Origin of the sequence: Micromonospora sp. LOL_021, from assembly GCF_048060215.1 — a bacterium.
GTDB lineage: Bacteria > Actinomycetota > Actinomycetes > Mycobacteriales > Micromonosporaceae > Micromonospora_E.
Genome location: NZ_JBHMIN010000009.1, coordinates 118722 through 136337, shown reverse-complemented (window position 1 = coordinate 136337; position 17616 = coordinate 118722). Strand labels below are relative to the sequence as shown.

The 17616-nt window shown below is 73.7% G+C and carries 16 protein-coding genes; 11 read left to right on the top strand and 5 right to left on the bottom strand.

What is annotated here, in order from left to right:
• Nucleotides 1-22: 22 nt before the first annotated feature.
• From ACFHWT_RS09135 to ACFHWT_RS09120, 4 genes are read right to left on the bottom strand one after another with little or no spacing between them, the layout of a single operon-like run.
• Nucleotides 23-775: an SDR family NAD(P)-dependent oxidoreductase gene (locus ACFHWT_RS09135; protein ID WP_416594159.1), complete on the bottom strand. Its 753-nt coding sequence runs from the start codon at nucleotides 773-775 to the stop codon at nucleotides 23-25.
• Nucleotides 768-2396, bottom strand: a complete 1629-nt coding sequence (locus ACFHWT_RS09130; RefSeq protein WP_416594158.1) for a phytoene desaturase family protein — start codon at nucleotides 2394-2396, stop codon at nucleotides 768-770. Before ACFHWT_RS09130 ends, ACFHWT_RS09135 begins: the two co-directional genes overlap by 8 nt.
• Nucleotides 2383-3870, bottom strand: coding sequence for an aldehyde dehydrogenase family protein (locus tag ACFHWT_RS09125; RefSeq protein WP_416594157.1), 1488 nt, complete (start codon nucleotides 3868-3870; stop codon nucleotides 2383-2385). Before ACFHWT_RS09125 ends, ACFHWT_RS09130 begins: the two co-directional genes overlap by 14 nt.
• Nucleotides 3867-5135, bottom strand: coding sequence for an FAD-dependent monooxygenase (locus ACFHWT_RS09120; RefSeq protein WP_416594156.1), 1269 nt, complete (start codon nucleotides 5133-5135; stop codon nucleotides 3867-3869). The genes ACFHWT_RS09125 and ACFHWT_RS09120 overlap by 4 nt, the downstream gene beginning before the upstream one ends.
• A 188-nt stretch (nucleotides 5136-5323) precedes the next feature.
• On the opposite strand from ACFHWT_RS09120, the gene ACFHWT_RS09115 reads away from it, so the two are divergent.
• The 11 genes from ACFHWT_RS09115 to ACFHWT_RS09065 all read left to right on the top strand — a co-directional run bounded on the left by ACFHWT_RS09115 (nucleotide 5324) and on the right by ACFHWT_RS09065 (nucleotide 16723).
• A complete protein-coding gene (locus ACFHWT_RS09115) occupies nucleotides 5324-6574 on the top strand; it encodes an acetyl-CoA C-acetyltransferase (protein WP_416594172.1) in 1251 nt (416 codons plus the stop codon).
• A 97-nt stretch (nucleotides 6575-6671) separates the two neighbouring features.
• Nucleotides 6672-7529 carry a CoA transferase subunit A gene (locus tag ACFHWT_RS09110; protein WP_416594155.1) on the top strand — a complete coding sequence of 286 codons (858 nt, stop codon included), beginning with the start codon at nucleotides 6672-6674 and terminating at the stop codon, nucleotides 7527-7529.
• On the top strand, nucleotides 7526-8290 hold the full coding sequence (locus tag ACFHWT_RS09105) for a CoA-transferase subunit beta (protein ID WP_416594154.1): 765 nt from the start codon (nucleotides 7526-7528) through the stop codon (nucleotides 8288-8290). Before ACFHWT_RS09110 ends, ACFHWT_RS09105 begins: the two co-directional genes overlap by 4 nt.
• On the top strand, nucleotides 8287-9405 hold the full coding sequence (locus tag ACFHWT_RS09100) for an NAD(P)H-dependent flavin oxidoreductase (RefSeq protein ID WP_416594153.1): 1119 nt from the start codon (nucleotides 8287-8289) through the stop codon (nucleotides 9403-9405). The genes ACFHWT_RS09105 and ACFHWT_RS09100 overlap by 4 nt, the downstream gene beginning before the upstream one ends.
• Nucleotides 9392-10213 carry an SDR family oxidoreductase gene (locus tag ACFHWT_RS09095; RefSeq protein ID WP_416594152.1) on the top strand — a complete coding sequence of 274 codons (822 nt, stop codon included), beginning with the start codon at nucleotides 9392-9394 and terminating at the stop codon, nucleotides 10211-10213. The genes ACFHWT_RS09100 and ACFHWT_RS09095 overlap by 14 nt, the downstream gene beginning before the upstream one ends.
• A gap of 10 nt (nucleotides 10214-10223) precedes the next feature.
• Nucleotides 10224-11051, top strand: a complete 828-nt coding sequence (locus ACFHWT_RS09090) for an enoyl-CoA hydratase family protein (protein WP_416594151.1) — start codon at nucleotides 10224-10226, stop codon at nucleotides 11049-11051.
• Between the two features lie 3 nt (nucleotides 11052-11054).
• Nucleotides 11055-12194, top strand: a complete 1140-nt coding sequence (locus ACFHWT_RS09085) for an acyl-CoA dehydrogenase family protein (RefSeq protein ID WP_416594150.1) — start codon at nucleotides 11055-11057, stop codon at nucleotides 12192-12194.
• A gap of 11 nt (nucleotides 12195-12205) precedes the next feature.
• The gene (locus tag ACFHWT_RS09080; protein ID WP_416594149.1) at nucleotides 12206-13243 is read left to right on the top strand and encodes an acyl-CoA dehydrogenase family protein; all 1038 of its coding nucleotides are present in this window, start codon (nucleotides 12206-12208) and stop codon (nucleotides 13241-13243) included.
• Nucleotides 13244-13326: 83 nt separating this feature from the next.
• A complete protein-coding gene (locus ACFHWT_RS09075) occupies nucleotides 13327-14163 on the top strand; it encodes an enoyl-CoA hydratase (protein WP_416594171.1) in 837 nt (278 codons plus the stop codon).
• Nucleotides 14163-15071 carry a TIGR03619 family F420-dependent LLM class oxidoreductase gene (locus ACFHWT_RS09070; RefSeq protein ID WP_416594148.1) on the top strand — a complete coding sequence of 303 codons (909 nt, stop codon included), beginning with the start codon at nucleotides 14163-14165 and terminating at the stop codon, nucleotides 15069-15071. Before ACFHWT_RS09075 ends, ACFHWT_RS09070 begins: the two co-directional genes overlap by 1 nt.
• Nucleotides 15068-16723 (top strand): class I adenylate-forming enzyme family protein, encoded by a 1656-nt coding sequence (locus ACFHWT_RS09065; protein ID WP_416594147.1) that lies wholly within the window; start codon nucleotides 15068-15070, stop codon nucleotides 16721-16723. Before ACFHWT_RS09070 ends, ACFHWT_RS09065 begins: the two co-directional genes overlap by 4 nt.
• A 52-nt stretch (nucleotides 16724-16775) precedes the next feature.
• Here the strand turns inward: ACFHWT_RS09065 and ACFHWT_RS09060 are convergent, their stop codons facing one another.
• Nucleotides 16776-17444, bottom strand: coding sequence for a cysteine hydrolase family protein (locus ACFHWT_RS09060; protein WP_416594146.1), 669 nt, complete (start codon nucleotides 17442-17444; stop codon nucleotides 16776-16778).
• Nucleotides 17445-17616 lie beyond the last annotated feature (172 nt).

Below are 17616 nucleotides of genomic sequence, written 5' to 3'. Positions count from 1 at the left end.
CTCGCAGCGGCCTGGATTCTCCTCAGTGGAACGCCGCGCCGCCGTCGACGTTGACCGTCTGTCCGGTGATGAAGTCGCTGTCCGGCCCGGCGAGGAAGGCGACCACGCCGACCAGGTCGGCCGGCACCTGCCGCCGTTTGATCGCCTGGCCGGCGACGATCGCCGCCTCCTGCTCCGGCGTGACGGTGGCCCGTGGGATCTCGGTCCGGGTGGCGCCCGGGGTGACCGCGTTGACCCGTACCCCGGCCGGGCCCAGCTCGGTGGCCAGTGCCCGGGTCATCCCGATCAGCGCCGCCTTGGAGGTGACGTAGTGCAGGTAGTGCGGCCGGCCGATCCACACCGTGGCCGACGAGATGTTGACCACCTTGCCGTAGCCGGCCCGCCGCATCACCGGTGCCACCGCCCGGGTGCACAGGAACGGTCCGCGGACGTTGACCGCCATTACCCGGTCCCACTCGGCCGGGTCGATCTGGTCGAACGGGCGCATCGCCAGGGTGGAGAAGATCGCCGCGTTGTTGACCAGGACGTCGATCCCGCCGTACGCGTCGGTGCCGCGCCGGACCATCGCCGCCACGCTGTCCGGGTCGGCGACGTCGACCTCGACGGCGAGCGCGCCGTCGCCGATCTCGGCGGCGACGGCACCGGCCGCCTCGGTGTTGCGGTCAGCGACCACCACCCGCGCCCCGTCGGCGGCCAGCCGGTGCGCGAAGGCCCGGCCGAGCCCTTGTCCGCCGCCGGTGACGATGGCCACCCGGCCGGCCAGCCGGTCAGCCATCGCCGAGCCGGGACAGTTCGGTACGGGCGTCCATCGGCTGCCACCACGGCTCGACGCCCAGATCGCGGGCGATCACCCCGGCGGCGATGTACCCGGCGCCGCCGCTGATCGCCCCGTTGGGATGGCAGGCCGAACCGGCCAGGTAGAGGTTAGGCAGCGGGGTGCGGTAGCCGAAATGGTTGTGCAGCACCTGGTCGGCGCTGAGCGCCCCCATGAAGATGTCGCCGTGCCGCATGTTGATCAGCTCCTGCGCGTACTCGTACGCGGTGTAGGTGTACGAGCCCAGCACGGTGGCGTCGGTCAGGTTGGGCGCGTACTCCCGCCACCTGTCCATGATCGACGCGGCCATGTCGCCCTGCATCCGGCGCAGGTTCTCGTGGTCGCCGTCGGGTGCCCAGGGCACCACGTGCCAGGCGTACGCGGTGTGTTTGCCCGGCGGCGCCTGGCTCGGGTCCAGCACGCTCAGCGCCCCGGCACCGAACTGGACGTTGCTCGGCACCCGACCGTTGTCCACGTCGTCGTGCGCGGCCATCAGACTGGCGATGGTCTCCGAGCCGATGTTGTACTTCAGCGCCCCGTTCACGTGCGGATCGAAGGCCGCCGAGGTGTACGCCGGGGCCTCGTCGAGCGCCAGGTGCAGGCCGAACAACGTCCAGCCGGTGTAGTGGAACTTGTCCAGCCGGGCCAGGTAGTCGGCGGGCAGCTGGTCGCGGCCGACCAGCGTCTCCAGGGTCTGGTGCAGGTCCAGGGTGCTGGCCACGAACTGCCGGGCCCGCATCGAGCGCCCGTCGGCGAGCTCGATGCCGGTGGCCCGGCCGCCCTCGACGACGATCCGCTCGACGTGCGCCTGGTTGACGAAGTGCCCGCCGGCGGCGATGAACTCCTCCATCAGCCCGCGGGCCAGGTTCCAGCTGCCGCCGGCGCACAGCTCGTAGCCGGTGGTCAGGTCGAAGGCGCGGATCAGCGAGCCGAGCGGGCTGTGCGTGCCGAGCGTCTCGTGCAGCACGGTGCCGAACAGCGACAGCTTGAACAGGAACAGCACCTTGACCCGCTCGTCGGTGAACAGTTCCTCGACCACCTCGCCGGGCTGCCGCCGGGTCAGCTCCAGGAAGTCGCGGCCCAGTGCGGTACGGCCGAGCAGCTCGTCGCGGTCGGCCGGGCTCAGCGGCTCACTGAACCGCTCCCGCAGGAAGATCCGCTGGGTCATCTCCTCCGCCTTGGCGTTCCACTCCCGGAACGTGTCGGCGTCGGCCTTGCTGAACCGGCCGATGCTGGCCAGCGTCTCGTCGAGGTCCCGGGAGAAGACCAGCGCGCTGCCGTCGCGGTGCGGCTGGGCGAACTCGTACCGTGGGGTCAGGTAGCGCACCCGGGCGGACAGCCCCAGGTCACGGAACCACGGCGTCGAGGTGACGCTGAAGTGGTTGATCGAGTGCAGGTTGTGCTGGAAGCCGGGCAGGGTGCGTTCCTCGGTGCTCAACCCGCCGCCGTGGCGCAGCCGCCGCTCGACCAGGAGCACCCGCAGGCCGGCCCGGGCCAGGTAGGTGCCGAGGATCAGGCCGTGCTGGCCGGCCCCGATGATGATGCCGTCATAGGTGTCGGCCGGGTGGTCAGTGGTCGCCACGGTCGCCTCCTCGTGGGTCGTTCGTCGGTCCCAGGTGGACGGTGACCGACTTGGGCTGGGTGAACGAGTGCAGTTCCTCGACGCTCTCCTCGCTGCCGAGGCCGGAGTCCTTGACCCCGCCGAACGGCAGGCCGGCGAAGTGCCGGGACGCGGTGTTGATCCACACGTAGCCGGCGTCGACCGCCCGGGCCCAGCGGTGCGCCCGACCGACGTCGCCGGTCCACACGCTGGCGGTCAAGCCGTACGGCGAGTCGTTGACCAGGCGCAGCGCCTCCCGCTCGTCGTCGAACGGGGTGACGCAGAGCACCGGCCCGAAGATCTCCTCGCGGGCCAGCGGGTTGTCCGGCGGCACGTCGACGAAGACGGTCGGCTCCACGTACGCGCCGGGCCCGTCCGGCAGGCCACCGCCGGTGGCCAGGGTCAGCCCGGTGTCGCGGCCCTGCCGCAGGAAGCCGGCGATCCGGTCCCGGTGGGCGGCCGACACCATGGTGCCCATCTCGGTGGCCGGGTCCAGCGGGTCTCCGACCCGGACGGCGCGGGTGCCGGCCACCACCCGCTCGACCACCTCGTCGACGAGCGAGCGGTGCACCAGCAGCCGGGAGGTGGAGCCGCAGGACTGCCCGCCGGTCCAGTGGAAGTTCATCCCGGCGACCGCGCCGGCGCTGGCGGCGGCCACGTCGGCGTCGGCCAGGATCACCATCGGGTTCTTGCCGCCGAGCTCCAGCGACACCTGTTTGACACCGTGCGCGGCGGCGGTACGCAGCACCGCCTGGCCGGTACCGGTGCTGCCGGTGAACGCGATCCGCCGGACCAGCGGGTGACCGACCAGCGCCGGCCCGACGGTGGCGCCGTCGCCGGCCAGCACCGCCAGCACCCCGGCCGGCAGCAGTTCGGCGACGAGTTCACCGAAGCGCAGCGCGGACAGCGGCGTCTGATCGGGGGCCTTGAGCACCACCGAGTTGCCGGCCAGCAGCGGTGCCGCGACCCGGGAGGCGGCGAACATGACCGGATGGTTGTACGGCACGATCCGGGCGACCACGCCGTACGGCCGTCGGGTGGTGTAGTGCAGATGGTCGTCGCCGCCGGGCAGGGTCCGGCCGCCCAACTGGTCGGCCCAGTCGGCGAACCGGTCCAGCAGTTCGGCGGCGAGGTCGACGTCGGCGGTCATCGCCGTCACCGGGTTGCCGCCGTCGGCCGCGTCGAGGTGACCGAGTTCGGCGCGGTGCGCGCGTAGCACGTCGGCCATCGCCCGCAGTACGGCGGCCCGTTGCCGGGGCGGGGTGGCCGCCCACTGCGGCTGCGCGGCGTGCCCGGCCCGTACGGCCCGGTCGACGTCGGCGACGGTGGCGGCGGGTGTCCGGCCGAGCACCGCACCGGTGGCCGGTGACCGGGTCGGGGCCACCGCGCCGTCGCCGGCCGGGACCAGCCGACCGTCGATCAGCAGTCGCCAGTCGCGTCCGGGGTCGGGGATCATGACGCCTCGTCTCGGCTCGTCGTCGGGCTGGGGCTGGCGGCGGGCGAGGAGTCCCGCTGCGCCCGGGTGTGGCCGAAGAGCCAGTCGGTGGACCGGTAGTCGGTGGGTCCACGGTGGGCCAGCGCGTCGTCGCGCAGCGCGGCGGCGACGCCGTCGAGGTGCCAGATGTCGCCCCAGGTACGGGCGTTGCGCTGCACCCGGGCGGTGCGGGGTGCCCGTTCGCGGACGAACTCCCGAAGTGCGAGGTGGACCGGGGCGTCGGCTCCGATCGGCCCGGCGGGCAGCCGCCGGGTGACGGCGGCGGCGAGCGCGGCGGCGTCCTCCAGCGCCTGGCAGGCGCCCTGGGCCAGGTACTGCAGCATCGGATGGGCGGCGTCGCCGAGCAGGGTGACCCGGCCGCCGATCACCCAGTCGTCGATCGGTGTCCGGTCGTACATCGGCCACCGCTGGTCGGTCCGGATCGCCTGGACGGCGGTCCGCACGTGCGGGCAGGCCCGGGAGAACGCCTTCTGTAGCTCGGCCGGGTCGCCCCAGTCCGGGTCGCCCTGCCGGTACCGTTCGCTGCGGAACACCGCGACCTGGTTGTAGTAGCTGCCGCCACGCAGGGCGTACTGCACGAAGTGCATCCCGGGGCCGATGAAGGCGATCACCTCGGACAGGTCGGCGGTCCGGCTGGCCTGCTCGATCGGGATGGCGCCCCGGTAGGCGACGTAGCCGCTGCACTCCGGCTCGTCGGCGCTGACCAGGGCGCGGAACCGGGAGTGCAGGCCGTCGGCGGCGACGACTGCTCGGGCCCGGTAGCGCTGCCCGCCGGCGCAGTCGATCTCGACGGCGTCCGGGCCGGGTCGGATCGCGGTCACCTCGCGGTCGGGTTCGAGTACCGCGCCGGCCTCGGCTGCCCCGGCGAGCAGCAGGTCGAGCAGGTCACGGCGGTGCGCGACGACGTACGGGGCCAGGTAACGCTCGGTGAACGGCCCGGTGAGGTCGAGTCGGTTCAGTTCCCGGCCGGTGCGGGCGTCGGCGAGGACCAGGTGCCGGGGTGCCAGCCCGGCGGCGATCAACCGGTCGAGCAGGCCCCATTCGCGCAGCAGCCGGGTGGCGTTGGGGGCGAGCTGGATGCCGGCACCGACCTCGCCGAAGGCGGCGGCCCGTTCCAGCACCCGGACCTGCCGCCCGGCGTGGGCCAGGGCGAGAGCGGTGCCGAGCCCGCCGATGCCGCCACCGACCACGATGAACTCGTCGGTCTGCCCGTCGCTGGCCGTCAACGTGCCTCCTGGTGGGTGTGGGCCGGGCCGGTCTGCGGACGCGGGGCCGGCCGAGGTCGCCCGACGCTAACCCCGCTTCTGTCCAGAAGAATCTGCGTCGACCGGCGTTTCTGGTGAGCAGAACGACCGCCGGTTGCCGGGCTGCCGGCCACGCCGACCGTGGCGTACCAAGCGCTTGTTAGGGTACGCTGCCCGCCATGTCGCCCCGAGACTCCGCCACCCCGCAGGCCGTGATCGTCGCCGCCGCCCGCTCGCCGATCGGCCGGGCGCGCAAGGGCTCACTCGCCACGCTGCGCCCCGACGACCTCGCCGTGGACATCACCCGGGCCGCGCTGGCGCAGGTGCCCGCCCTGGACCCGGCACAGGTGCAGGACGTTCTGCTCGGGTGCGCCCAGCCGGCCGGTGAACACGGCCACAACCTGGCCCGGATGGTCGCCGTAGGGCTGGGCCTGGACGGCACCCCCGGCACCACCGTGCAGCGCTACTGCGCCTCGTCGGTGCAGACCACCCGGATGGCCTTCCACGCGATCCGCGCCGGGGAGGGCGACGTCTTCATTTCCGCCGGGGTGGAGATGGTCTCCCGGTACGACGCCGGCAAGTCGGACAATCTGCCGGGCACCCGGAACGAGCGGTACGCGGCCGCCGGTGCCCGTAGCGCGGCGCGCGCCGCTGGCGACGGTGGGCGGTGGCAGGACCCCCGGGACACCGGGGCGTTGCCGGATCCGTACATCGCGATGGGGGAGACCGCCGAGAACGTCGCGCAGCTGTACGGCGTGAGCCGGGCCGACCAGGACGAGTTCGCGGTGCGCAGCCAGAACCTGGCCGAGCGGGCGATCGCCGACGGCTTCTACGCCCGCGACATCACCCCGGTGACGTTGCCGGACGGCATCGTCGTCGACCGCGACGACGGCCCCCGTCCCGGGGTGCGGTTGGCGTCGGTGGCCGCGCTCAATCCGGTGTTCCGCCCGGACGGCACGGTCACCGCCGGGAACTGCTGCCCGCTCAACGACGGTGCCGCCGCTCTGGTGGTGATGAGCGCCGCCCGGGCCGCCAAGTTGGATGTGACTCCGCTGGCCCGGATCGTGGCAACCGGTGTCTCCGCGCTCAGTCCGGAGATCATGGGCCTCGGCCCGGTGGAGGCGACCCGGCGGGCGTTGGGGCACGCCGGCCTGACCATCGGCGACATCGACCTGGTGGAGATCAACGAGGCCTTCGCCGCCCAGGTGCTGCCCTGCGTACGGCTGCTCGGCATCGATCCCGACCGGGTGAACGTCAACGGCGGGGCGATCGCGGTGGGGCACCCGTTCGGGATGACCGGTGCCCGGATCACCACCAGTCTGATCCGGGCGCTGCGCGAACGTGACCGACAGTTCGGTCTGGTCACCATGTGCGCGGCCGGTGGTCAGGGAATGGCGATGGTGATCGAGCGGGCGAGCTGAACCCGGGCTGGCTAACCAATCAAGCGCTTGATACATTGCGGGTGCGCCGGTTCCGGCGTACCCGCACCCGTGACCAGCCAGGATCGAGTAGGTGGCGATGACCGACAAACGGATGACCGCCGAGCAGGTGGTGAGCGAGCTGCGCTCCGGCATGACCATCGGCATCGGCGGCTGGGGCTCGCGCCGCAAGCCGATGTCCCTGGTCCGGGCGATCCTGCGGTCGGACCTCGCCGACCTGACCGTCGTCACCTACGGCGGCCCCGACGCCGGCCTGCTGCTCGCCGCCGGCAAGGTCCGCCGGCTGGTGTACGGCTTCGTCTCGCTCGACTCGATTCCGCTGGAGCCACACTTCCGGGCCGCCCGCCAGGCAGGCGCCGTCGAGGCCGTCGAGTACGACGAGGGCATGCTCTACCTCGGCCTGTACGCCGCCGCCTGCCGGCTGCCGTTCCTGCCCACCCGGGTCGGACTCGGCTCCGACCTGATGCGGATCAACCCGGACCTGCGGACCGTGCGTTCGCCGTACGACGACGAGGAACTGCTCGCCGTGCCGGCGCTGCGGCTGGACGCCGCACTGGTGCACCTGCACCGCGCCGACATCCACGGCAACGCACTCTGTCTCGGGCCCGACCCGTACTTCGACGACCTGTACTGCGCGGCCGCCGACCGCGCCTACGTCTCCTGCGAACAGGTCGTGCCGACCGAGCAGCTCACCCCGGCGTCGGCGGTGCTGGTCCGCCGCCACCAGGTCCGCGGTGTGGTCCCGGCCGCACGCGGTGCCCACTTCACCTCGTGCGACCCGGACTACCCGCGCGACGAACCCTTCCAGCGGGAGTACGCCGCGGCGGCCGGCACCGAGCGGTGGGCCACGTTCCGGGACCGCTACCTCGACACCGACGAGGCCGGCTACCAGCGGGCCGTCGCCGACCGCAACGAGTGGACGGAGGTGGCCCGGTGAGCACACCGGCCGAACCGACCCGCGCCGAGGTGTGCGTGGTCGCCTGCGCCGAGGCGTGGCGCGGCGACGGGGAGATCCTGGCCAGCCCGATCGGGCTGGTGCCGACGGTCGGTGCCCGGCTGGCCCGGGCCACCTTCTCCCCGGACCTGCTGCTCACCGACGGTGAGGCCGTGCTCGGCGTCGGCACCTGGCCGGTCGGCGGATCCCCGGCACAGACCGAGGGGGCCCTGCCGTTCCGGCAGATCTTCGAGCTGATCTGGTCCGGCCGCCGGCACGTGATGATGGGACCAGGTCAGATCGACCGGTACGGCAACGTCAACATCTCGGCGATCGGCGACTTCCACCGGCCCAAGGTGGCCCTGCTCGGAGTACGGGGCGCGCCGGGCAACACGGTCAGCCATCCGTGCAGCTACTGGGTGCCCCGGCACAGCCGCCGGACCTTCGTCGAACAGGTCGACCTGGTCTGCGGCATCGGCTACGACCGGGCAGCGGCGGCCGGGCCGTCCGCGGCCCGCTTCCACCAGCTGCGCCGGGTGGTGAGCGATCTCGGGGTCTTCGACTTCACCGGACCGGACCACCGGATGCGACTGGTGTCGACGCATCCCGGCGTCACCGTCGAACAGGTCCACGAGGCGACCGGGTTCGAGCTGTGGACCGGCGGGGAGGTGCCGCAGACCCGGCTGCCGACGGCGCAGGAGCTGACCCTCATCCGTACCGTCATCGACCCGGCCGGCCACCGCGACGCGGAGCTGCGGCGATGACCGACCGCCCGGAGCGGCCGGCCGCCGGCCCGGCCCGGACCCACCCGGCGCTGCGTACCCCCATCTGCGAGCTGTTCGGGGTGCGGTACCCGGTCGTGCAGACCGGCATGGGCTTCGTCTCCGGCCCCCGGCTGGTCGCCGCCACCGCCGAGGCCGGCGGACTGGGCATCCTCGCCGGCGCCACCCTCGATCTGCCCGAGCTGGCCGCCGCGATAGGCGAGATCCGGCGGAACACGGCGCAGCCGTTCGGGGTGAACGTGCGGGCCGACGCCGCCGACGCCGCACAGCGGATCGATCTACTGATTCGGGAGAACGTGCGGGTCGCCTCGTTCGCCCTGGCCCCGAAGCCGGAGCTGATCGCCCGGCTGCGCGACGCCGGGGTACGGGTGGTGCCCTCGGTCGGTGCCCGCCGGCACGCCGAGAAGGTGGCCGCCTGGGGCGCCGACGCGGTCATCGTGCAGGGCGCCGAGGGCGGCGGCCACACCGGAGCCGTCCCGACCAGTCTGCTGCTGCCGCAGGTGGCAGACGCCGTCGACATTCCGGTGATCGGCGCCGGCGGGTTCTTCGACGGCCGAGGCCTGGTCGCCGCCCTCGCCTACGGTGCCGCCGGCGTGGCGATGGGCACCCGGTTCCTGCTCACCCGCGACAGCGCGGTCGATCCGCGGGTACTGCGGCGCTACCTGGACGCCGGGCTGGACGGCACCGTGGTCACCCGGGCGCTCGACGGCGTACCGCAGCGGGTGCTGCGCACCGAACTCATCGACCGGCTGGAACGTGCCGGGCCGGCGCGCCGGCTGGTCCGGTCGGTACGCAGCGCCGCCCGGTTCCGGCGGCTCACCGGCACCCCGTGGCGGCACCTGCTGGCCGAAGGTCGGGCGATGCGCCGCAACCGGGAACTGACCTGGGGCCAGGTGCTGCTCGCCGCGAACACCCCGATGCTGCTGCGCGCCGCGATGATCGACGGGCGCGTCGACCTCGGCGTGATGGCGACCGGACAGGTGACCGGGCTGATCGACGACCTGCCCAGCTGCGCCGAGCTGATCGACCGGATCGTCGCCGAGGCGTCGGCGGTGCTGGACGGACTGCAGGAGGGACGAGCCGATGGCGACCGTTGAACCGCCGACCGGGCGCGGCACGCCCGCCGCGCCGCGCCCGCCCGCCCCGTCCGCCGGGCAAGGCCTGCTCGCCGGGCGGACCGTGCTGGTCACCGCCGCCGCCGGCACCGGCATCGGCGCGGCGACCGCCCGGCGCTGCGCCGAGGAGGGGGCCAGGGTGGCGATCAGCGACCGGCACGAAGCGCGGCTACGGGCGATCGCCGCCGAGCTCGCCGCCGCGACCGGTGTCGAACCCCTCGCCGTGGTCTGCGACGTGACCGTCGAGTCGCAGGTGCAGGCGATGATCGACCAGGTCGTCGCCGGCTACGGCCAGCTCGACGTGCTGGTCAACAACGCCGGCCTGGGCGGCACCGCCCGGATCACCGAGATGACCGACGACCAGTGGCACCGGGTGCTGGACGTCACCCTCACCGGAACCTTCCGGTGCACCCGTGCCGCGCTGCGGCACATGATGCCGCGCGGCAGCGGCGTGATCGTCAACAACGCCTCCGTGCTCGGTTGGCGGGCCCAGCAGGGCCAGGCGCACTACGCCGCCGCCAAGGCCGGGGTGATGGCGCTGACCCGGTGCAGCGCCGTCGAGGCCGCCGAGGCGGGGGTCCGGGTGAACGCCGTCGCGCCGAGCCTCGCCATGCACGCCAACCTGGCCAAGGTCACCGACGACGCCCTGCTGGCCGCGCTGGCCGACCGGGAGGCGTTCGGCCGGCCCGCCGAACCCTGGGAGGTAGCCAACGTGATCGTCTTCCTGGCCAGCGACTACGCCTCGTACCTGGTGGGCGAGGTGCTCTCGGTCAGCAGCCAACACCCGTGAGGACCCGACCATGACATCCACAGCGGACAGTACGATGGTCGTCGCGACCACCGGCGCCGACGGAGTGACCGAGATCGTGGTCGACCGGCCACCGGTCAACGCCCTGCCGGTCGCCGGCTGGTATCGCCTCGCCGAGGCGGTCACCGCCGCCGGTGCCGACCCGGCCACCCGGGCCGTGGTGCTGCGGGCGCAGGGCCGCGGCTTCAACGCCGGGGTCGACATCAAGCAGATCCAGGCGGATCCCGGCAACGACGCGCTGATCGGCGCCAACCGGGGCTGCTTCGCGGCGTTCGCCGCCGTCTACGACTGCCCGGTGCCGGTCGTCGCCGCCGTCCACGGTTTCTGCCTCGGCGGCGGCATCGGCCTGGTCGGCAACGCCGACATCATCGTGGCCAGCGACGACGCCACGTTCGGACTGCCCGAGGTTGACCGGGGCGCGCTCGGCGCCGCCACCCACCTGTCCCGGCTGGTGCCGCAGCACCGGGCCCGGGCGATGCTCTACACCTCCGCCACCGCCACCGCCGTCGAGCTGCACGCCTACGGCTCGGTGCTGCGTGTGGTCCCGGCCGCCGACCTGCGGTCCGCCGCGGTGGAGGTCGCCCGGCAGATCGCCGCCAAGGACCCGGCGGTGATCCGGGCGGCCAAGGAGTCGCTCAACGGCATCGACCCGTGGGACGTCAAACGCAGCTACCGCTACGAGCAGGGCTTCACCTTTGAGTTGAACCTGTCCGGTGTCGCCCACCGGGTCCGCGACGGCTTCGGCGACCGGCCCGACACCGGGCCGGCGCAGCAACATGGTGACCGGTCAGGGTCGGCCGAACCGGGCCGGGAGGGCTGACCGATGGACCTACGTCCGAATCCCGTCGACGAACAGTTCCGCGCCGAGGCCCGCGACTGGCTGCGCTCCCACCGGCCGGCCCGTCCACTGCCCTCCGGCGACACCCGCGCCGGCTTCGCCGCCCACCTGGAGTGGGAGCGCACGCTGCACGACGGGGGCTGGTCGGTGGTCTCCTGGCCCCGCCGCTACGGCGGCCGGGACGCCTCGCTCTGGCAGTGGCTGATCTTCGAGGAGGAGTACGCCGCCGCTGGCGCGCCGCAGCGGGTCACCCAGAACGGCATCTTCCTGCTCGCGCCGACGCTGTTCGAGTTCGGCACCGAGGAGCAGCGGGACCGGATCCTCCCGGCGATGGCCGCCGCCGAGCAGCTGTGGTGCCAGGGCTGGTCCGAGCCGGGCGCCGGCAGCGACCTGGCCGCGTTGACCAGCCGGGCGGTCCGCGACGACGCGGCCGGCGGGTGGCGGCTGACCGGGCACAAGACGTGGACCACCCGGGGCGCGTTCTGCACGCACCTGTTCGGCCTGTTCCGTACCGACCCGCGACAGCAGCGGCACCGGGGGTTGACCTACTTCCTGGTGCCGCTGGACGCCCCCGGGGTGACCGTGCGGGGATTCGGTCGGTTCGACGGCGACGAGGGGTTCGCCGACGTCTACCTCGACGACGTGTTCGTGCCCGAGATCGACGTGATCGGCGAGGTCGGGGCCGGCTGGCGGGTGGCGATGGCCACCACCGGCTCCGAACGGGGCCTCACCCTGCGCCCGCCGGGCCGGTTCACCGCGGCCGTCGCCCGGCTGATCGAGTTGGCCGGCGACCGGCCGGACCGGCTCACCGGCCGGCTGCGCGAGCAGGTGGTACGGGCCTGGCTCGGCGCCCGCGCCTACCACCTGTTCACCCTGGCCCAGGTGACCCGGATGCTCGACGACGACCCGCCGGGCGCGGCAGCCAGCCTCAACAAGATCCACTGGTCCGAGCTGGACATCGCGCTGCACCGTACCGCCCTCGAACTGCTCGGCCCGGACGCCGAGGTCGACGCCGACTGGACCCGCGGCTTCCAGTTCTCCCTGGCCGGCCCGATCTACGCCGGCACCAACGAGATCCAACGCGGCATCGTCGCCGAGCGACTGCTCGGCCTGCCCCGACGCTGAGGAGGAGACGGATGCGGTTCGCCCTCACCGACGAGCAGGCCACGCTGCGCGACGCGGTCGACGACCTGCTCACCGCCGAATGCCCACCGGCGGTGGTCCGCGCCGGCTGGCCCGGCGGTGACCCCGCCCCGCTGGACCGGCTCTGGACCGCGCTCGCCGAGATGGGCCTGCTCGCCGCAGCGGTGCCCGAGTCCGCTGGCGGGCTCGGACTGACCGAGGTGGACCTGGTGCCGCCGCTCACCGCCGCCGGGTACGCGGCGGTGCCGCTGCCGGTGGCCGAGACCGCCGCCGTCGCCGGCCCGCTGCTGGCCGCCGCCGGCGACCCCGGCGGGCAGCTGGCCGCGCTCACCGAGGGCCGCTGCCGGATCGCCGTCGCCGGGCCGGGCGGCCTGGTCCCGTACGGGCAGCGGGCCGACCTGCTGCTGCTCCTGACCCCGCCGGACGGACCTCGACTGGTCCGGCCGGACGAGATCGCGACCACGCCGGTGCCGACCATGGACGGCAGCCGGGCCGCGCTGCGGCTCACCGGCGTCGGGCCATCGGCCGGCACCCGGCTCGACGTGCCGGCCGACCTGCTGGCGCTGACCGCCGACCGGGCCACCCTGGCCGCCGCGGCCCAGCTCGTCGGACTCGGCCGCCGGATGCTCGACCTCACCGTCGCGCACGTCGGCACCCGCCGCCAGTTCGGCGCCCCGGTCGGCAGCTTCCAGGCGGTGCAGCATCAGCTCGCCGACGCCCTGCTCGGGCTGGAACTCGCCGCCCCGGCGGTGCTCGCCGCCGGCTGGGCGGCCGCCACCGGCGCCGACAGCCGCCCGGCCGACGTCTCGGCCGGCTACCTGCTCGCCGCCGACGCCGCCGAACGGACCGCCCGCGCCGCGCTGCAGTGCCACGGCGCGATCGGCTACACGACCGAGTACGACCTGCACCTGTACGCCAAGCGGGGGTGGGCGATCGTGGCCGCAGCCGGCGGCACCGACCACCACCTCGACCGGCTCGGCACCGCGATCGGACTGCCCGCCGCCACCGCCGAGCAAGGAGGACGACCGTGACCGCCGCCGCCGCCGCGAACCCGCCACCCGCCGACGACCGTGCGGCCTCCGTCGCCGACCGTCCGGCCCACGACGACGAGGCGGTGGTCCGGTACGCCACCGACGGGCCGGTGGCGGTGGTCACCATGAACCGCCCCCGGTACGCCAACGCGCAGAACTCCGCGATGACCTACGCCCTCGACGACGCCTTCTCCCGGGCCGCCGCCGACGACGACGTACGGGTGGTGGTGCTCGCCGGTGCCGGCAAGCACTTCTCGGCGGGGCACGACATCGGCACACCCGGGCGCGACGCCGACCGCAGCTTCCCGCGCCGGGCCGGGCTGTGGTGGGACCACGTCGGCAAGGCCGGCGCGGAGAGCCGGTTCGCCCGCGAGTCCGAGGTCTACCTCGGCATGTGCCGGCGCTGGCGGGAACTGCCCAAGCCGACCATCGCCATGGTGCAGGGCGCCTGCATCGCCGGCGGTCTGATGCTCGCCTGGTGCTGTGACCTGATCGTCGCCGCTGACGACGCCCGGTTCGCCGATCCGGTCGTACGGATGGGCATTCCCGGCGTCGAGTACTTCGCCCACCCGTGGGTGATGGGACCCCGGTTCGCCAAGGAGTTTCTCTTCCTCGGCGAGCGGGTCGACTCGGACCGGGCGCTGGCCCTCGGCATGGTCAACCGGGTGGTGCCCCGGGCCGAGCTGCAGCCGTACACGATGGAGCTCGCCGGCCGGATCGCCACCATGCCCCGGCTCGGCCTGGCGCTGACCAAGAAGGCGGTCAACCAGGCCGAGGACCTGATGGGTCTGCGCGCCGGGATGGACTCGGTGTTCGGCTTGCATCACGTGGCGCACGCGCACAACGCGGAGGTCGGTGACGATCCGCTGGCCGGCCACGACGCCCGCAGCATGCGCGAGCGGACGGACGGTGCCGGCTGATGCGTTTCGACCTGCAGCTGTTCGGTCTGCCGGCCACCGAGTACGCGCCGCTCGCTGTGCACGCCGAGCGGCTCGGCTTCCACACCGTCTGGCTCGCCGACCACGTGATCACCCCGGCACAGTACGCACCGACCTACCCGTACCGGTCCTCCGGTGACCCCGGCATCCGGCCGAGCACCCCGTTGGCCGACGTGACCGTGACGCTCGGCCACCTGGCCGCCCGGACCACCCGGATCCGGCTCGGTACCGGTGTGCTGATCGCCCCGCTGCGGGATCCGTTCCACATCGCCCGCGCCTGGACCAGCCTGCAGCAGCTGTCCGCTGGCCGGGCGGTGCTCGGCGTCGGGGTCGGCTGGATGGCCGAGGAGTTCGCCGCGCTCGGCGCCGACTTCGGCACCCGGGGCGCCCGCACCGACGAAATGCTGCGGGTGCTCGACCTGCTCTGGTCCGGCCGGCCGGTCGCCCACCACGGGCGGTTCTTCGACTTTCCGACCGTGCACTTCGGTGCCGCGCCGAGACCGCCGGTGCCGGTGGTGGTCGGCGGGCACAGCCGGGCCGCGCTGCGTCGGGCGGCCCGGCACGGCGCCGGCTGGTTCGGGCCGGACGTCGACCTGGCCACCTCCGCCCGGCTGTGCGGTCGGATAACCGCGCTGCGGGAGCAGCTCGGCCGGGGCGACGACGACTTCACCCACCACGTCCGGCTCTCCGGCGAGATCAGCGTCGCCGCCGTCGAGGCGTACCGCGACGCAGGACTCGATCACCTGGTCGTCGCGCCGTTCACCCGGCTGCCACCGGCGGCCACCCGGGCGGACCGGCTGGCCGCCCTCGACTCCGTCGCCGAGCGGCTGGCGCCGCTGTGGCCCGACCCGGCACCGACCGGCCACCACCCCGCAGGAGAGAGCGCATGATCTCAGCCACCGGCCCGGCCGTCTTCGACCGGGCGACCATCGACGAGTACACCCGGGCCGGGCACTGGGACGACGACACCATCGCGTCGATGGTCGCCCGGCATGCCGCCACCCGCCCCGACGACCCGGCCTTCTTCGCCACCGACGTCAACCTGACCTGGTCGGCGTACGACACGCTGAGCACCCGGCTGGCCGGCGGCTACGCGCTGGCCGGCCTGGGGCCGGGGGAGCGAATCGCCACCCTGCTCACCAACGGCGCGCTGGTGCACGTCGCCTACCTGGCGGCGCAGAAGGCCGGCCTGGTGACGGTCGGCATCGGCCCCCGGGCCGGCGCGGCCGAGGTACGGCACCTCATCCGGCGTACCCGGGCGACCGCGTTGCTGACCCGGCCGGTGCACCGGGGCCGCGCCGCCGCCGACCTGGCCGCCGAGCTGCGCGTCGGTGAACCCCCGGCGGACCGGCTGGCGCACCTGACCGTACGGCTCACCCCGGCCGGCGAGGTCAGCCTGCTGCGCGACGGCGAGCCGCTCGCGCTGCCCGACGTGGCCACGGCGGCCGCCGCCCTCGCCTGCCGCGGCCTCGGCGCCAACGACCTGTTCTTCCTCAACTCCACGTCGGGCACGACCGGGCTGCCCAAGTGCGTGATGCAGACGATGAACACCCGCAAGTACTTCGGGCCGCTCGCGGCCGAGGCGGCCCGGTTCGGCCCGGACGAGGTGTTCGCCAGCGTGCTTCCGGCCCCGTACGGCTTCGGGCAGTGGAGCGGGCACGTGGTGCCGGCCATGTACGGCTATCCGACGGTGCTCGCCGAGGAGTTCGACGCGGAGCAGACCTGGCAGCTGATCGAACAACACCGGGTCACCGTACTCGCCGCGGTGACCAGCCAGTTCGTGATGATGCTCAACGCCGGTGGGTACGCCGGGCGAGACGTGTCGTCGCTGCGGGTGCTGTTCACCGGCGGGGAGCGGGTGCCGGCCCAGCGGGCGGCGCGGTTCGAGGAGCAGACCGGCTGCGCCGTGCTGCAGTTCTACGGGTCCAACGAGGCCGGACCGATCAGCGTGACCCGGGTCGACGACTCCCGGGAGCACCGGCTGGGCACCGCCGGCCGGGTGATCCCGCAGATGCGGGTACGGCTGTTCGACGCCGACGGCGCCGATGTGACCGCCTCCGGCGGGCCCGGGCAGTGCGCCGCCCGAGGACCGGGGCTGACCCCCGGCTACTACGACGACCCGGACGCCAACCGGCAACTGGTCAACCCGCAGGGCTGGATGCTCACCGGTGACCTGGTGCGGATCGACCCGGCCGGCTACCTGACGGTCACCGGCCGGGTGGCGGACTTCATCATCCGGGGTGGACACAACATCAGCGTGCTGGCCGTCGAGGAGGCGGTCGGCGGCTGTGGACGGGTCGCCCAGGTCGCGGTGGTGCCGGCCGCCGACGAGGTGCTCGGCGAGCGGGCCTGCGCGTACGTGGTGACCACCGACGGAGCCGAACTGACCCTCGACGAGCTGCGGGGCGAGCTGGCCGCCCGGGGCGTCTCCAAGTACGAGTGGCCGGAACGGCTGGTCACCCTGTCCGAGCTGCCGCTGAGCGCGGGCGGCAAGGCGGACAAGGCCCGGCTGCGGGCCGACGCCGCGACCCGGTTCGGCTGACGGGCCGTCACCGGCCCGGGGTGCGAGATCGACGACGGTCCGTACGGCGGGGTCAGTGGCCGGACCAGACCGCGACGACCTGATCGCTGGTGGTCCAGTCCTCCGGGGCGAGCAGGGCCCGGAACGCCGGTTCGCAGGCGGCGGTGAGCTCGGCGTTGTTGTTGGCGACGCAGTCGGCCGGCACGACGGTGAAGTAGTCCCGTTCGATCGCGTCGCGGACGGTGGACTCGACGCATCCGGTGCCGGCGACACCGGTCACCACCAGGCTGCGGATGTCCCGGCTGCGGAGCAGGTTCTCCAGTTGGGTGCCGACGAACGCGCTGCGCCGCAGCTTCTCGAACACCACGTCGCCCGGCTGCGGGGCGAGCTCGTCCACGATCTCCCAACCCCAGGTGCCCCGCATGCAGTGCAGCGGTTCGAAGCCGTGCCGCAGGTTGTCGGCGAGCCAGACCGGTGAGGCCAGGGATCCGTCGGGATGCTGCACCACCCGGCAGTAGAGCACCGCGGCGCCGGCCGCGCGGGCCGCGGCGGCGAGCCGGGCGATCGGCGCGACCACGCTCTGGAAGCCGGCCACCATCGCCGTGCCGAAGGCCTTCGCGCAGTATCCGGCGTCGTGTACGAAGTCGTTCTGCATGTCCACGACGAGCAGTGCCGTACGGGTCGGTTCGATCTTGAGGTCGAGGCGGTCGGGCAGGACGTGACCGAGGTAGCTGCGGGCCATCGGAGCTCCCGGGGATCGGCGGGCGGGTGGGCGCCCGGTGTGGGACCCCGGACACCTGTCAAGCAAGTGCTTGGTTGACCTGATGTTATGCCCGCTCCGGTCGACCGGGCAATGCCCCCGCCCGGCACCCGCCCGCCGGTGGCACCAGGGGTGCGCCGACGACCCGTCGACG

Excerpts from the sequence above, each read along its gene's own strand:
- ACFHWT_RS09135 (WP_416594159.1), bottom strand. The coding sequence starts at position 775 with ATGGCTGACCGGCTGGCCGGCCGGGTGGCCATCGTCACCGGCGGCGGA.
- ACFHWT_RS09125 (WP_416594157.1), bottom strand. The coding sequence starts at position 3,870 with ATGATCCCCGACCCCGGACGCGACTGGCGACTGCTGATCGACGGTCGG.
- ACFHWT_RS09110 (WP_416594155.1), top strand. The coding sequence starts at position 6,672 with ATGACCGACAAACGGATGACCGCCGAGCAGGTGGTGAGCGAGCTGCGC.
- ACFHWT_RS09100 (WP_416594153.1), top strand. The coding sequence starts at position 8,287 with ATGACCGACCGCCCGGAGCGGCCGGCCGCCGGCCCGGCCCGGACCCAC.
- ACFHWT_RS09095 (WP_416594152.1), top strand. The coding sequence starts at position 9,392 with ATGGCGACCGTTGAACCGCCGACCGGGCGCGGCACGCCCGCCGCGCCG.
- ACFHWT_RS09090 (WP_416594151.1), top strand. The coding sequence starts at position 10,224 with ATGACATCCACAGCGGACAGTACGATGGTCGTCGCGACCACCGGCGCC.
- ACFHWT_RS09085 (WP_416594150.1), top strand. The coding sequence starts at position 11,055 with ATGGACCTACGTCCGAATCCCGTCGACGAACAGTTCCGCGCCGAGGCC.
- ACFHWT_RS09080 (WP_416594149.1), top strand. The coding sequence starts at position 12,206 with ATGCGGTTCGCCCTCACCGACGAGCAGGCCACGCTGCGCGACGCGGTC.
- ACFHWT_RS09070 (WP_416594148.1), top strand. The coding sequence starts at position 14,163 with ATGCGTTTCGACCTGCAGCTGTTCGGTCTGCCGGCCACCGAGTACGCG.
- ACFHWT_RS09065 (WP_416594147.1), top strand. The coding sequence starts at position 15,068 with ATGATCTCAGCCACCGGCCCGGCCGTCTTCGACCGGGCGACCATCGAC.
- ACFHWT_RS09060 (WP_416594146.1), bottom strand. The coding sequence starts at position 17,444 with ATGGCCCGCAGCTACCTCGGTCACGTCCTGCCCGACCGCCTCGACCTC.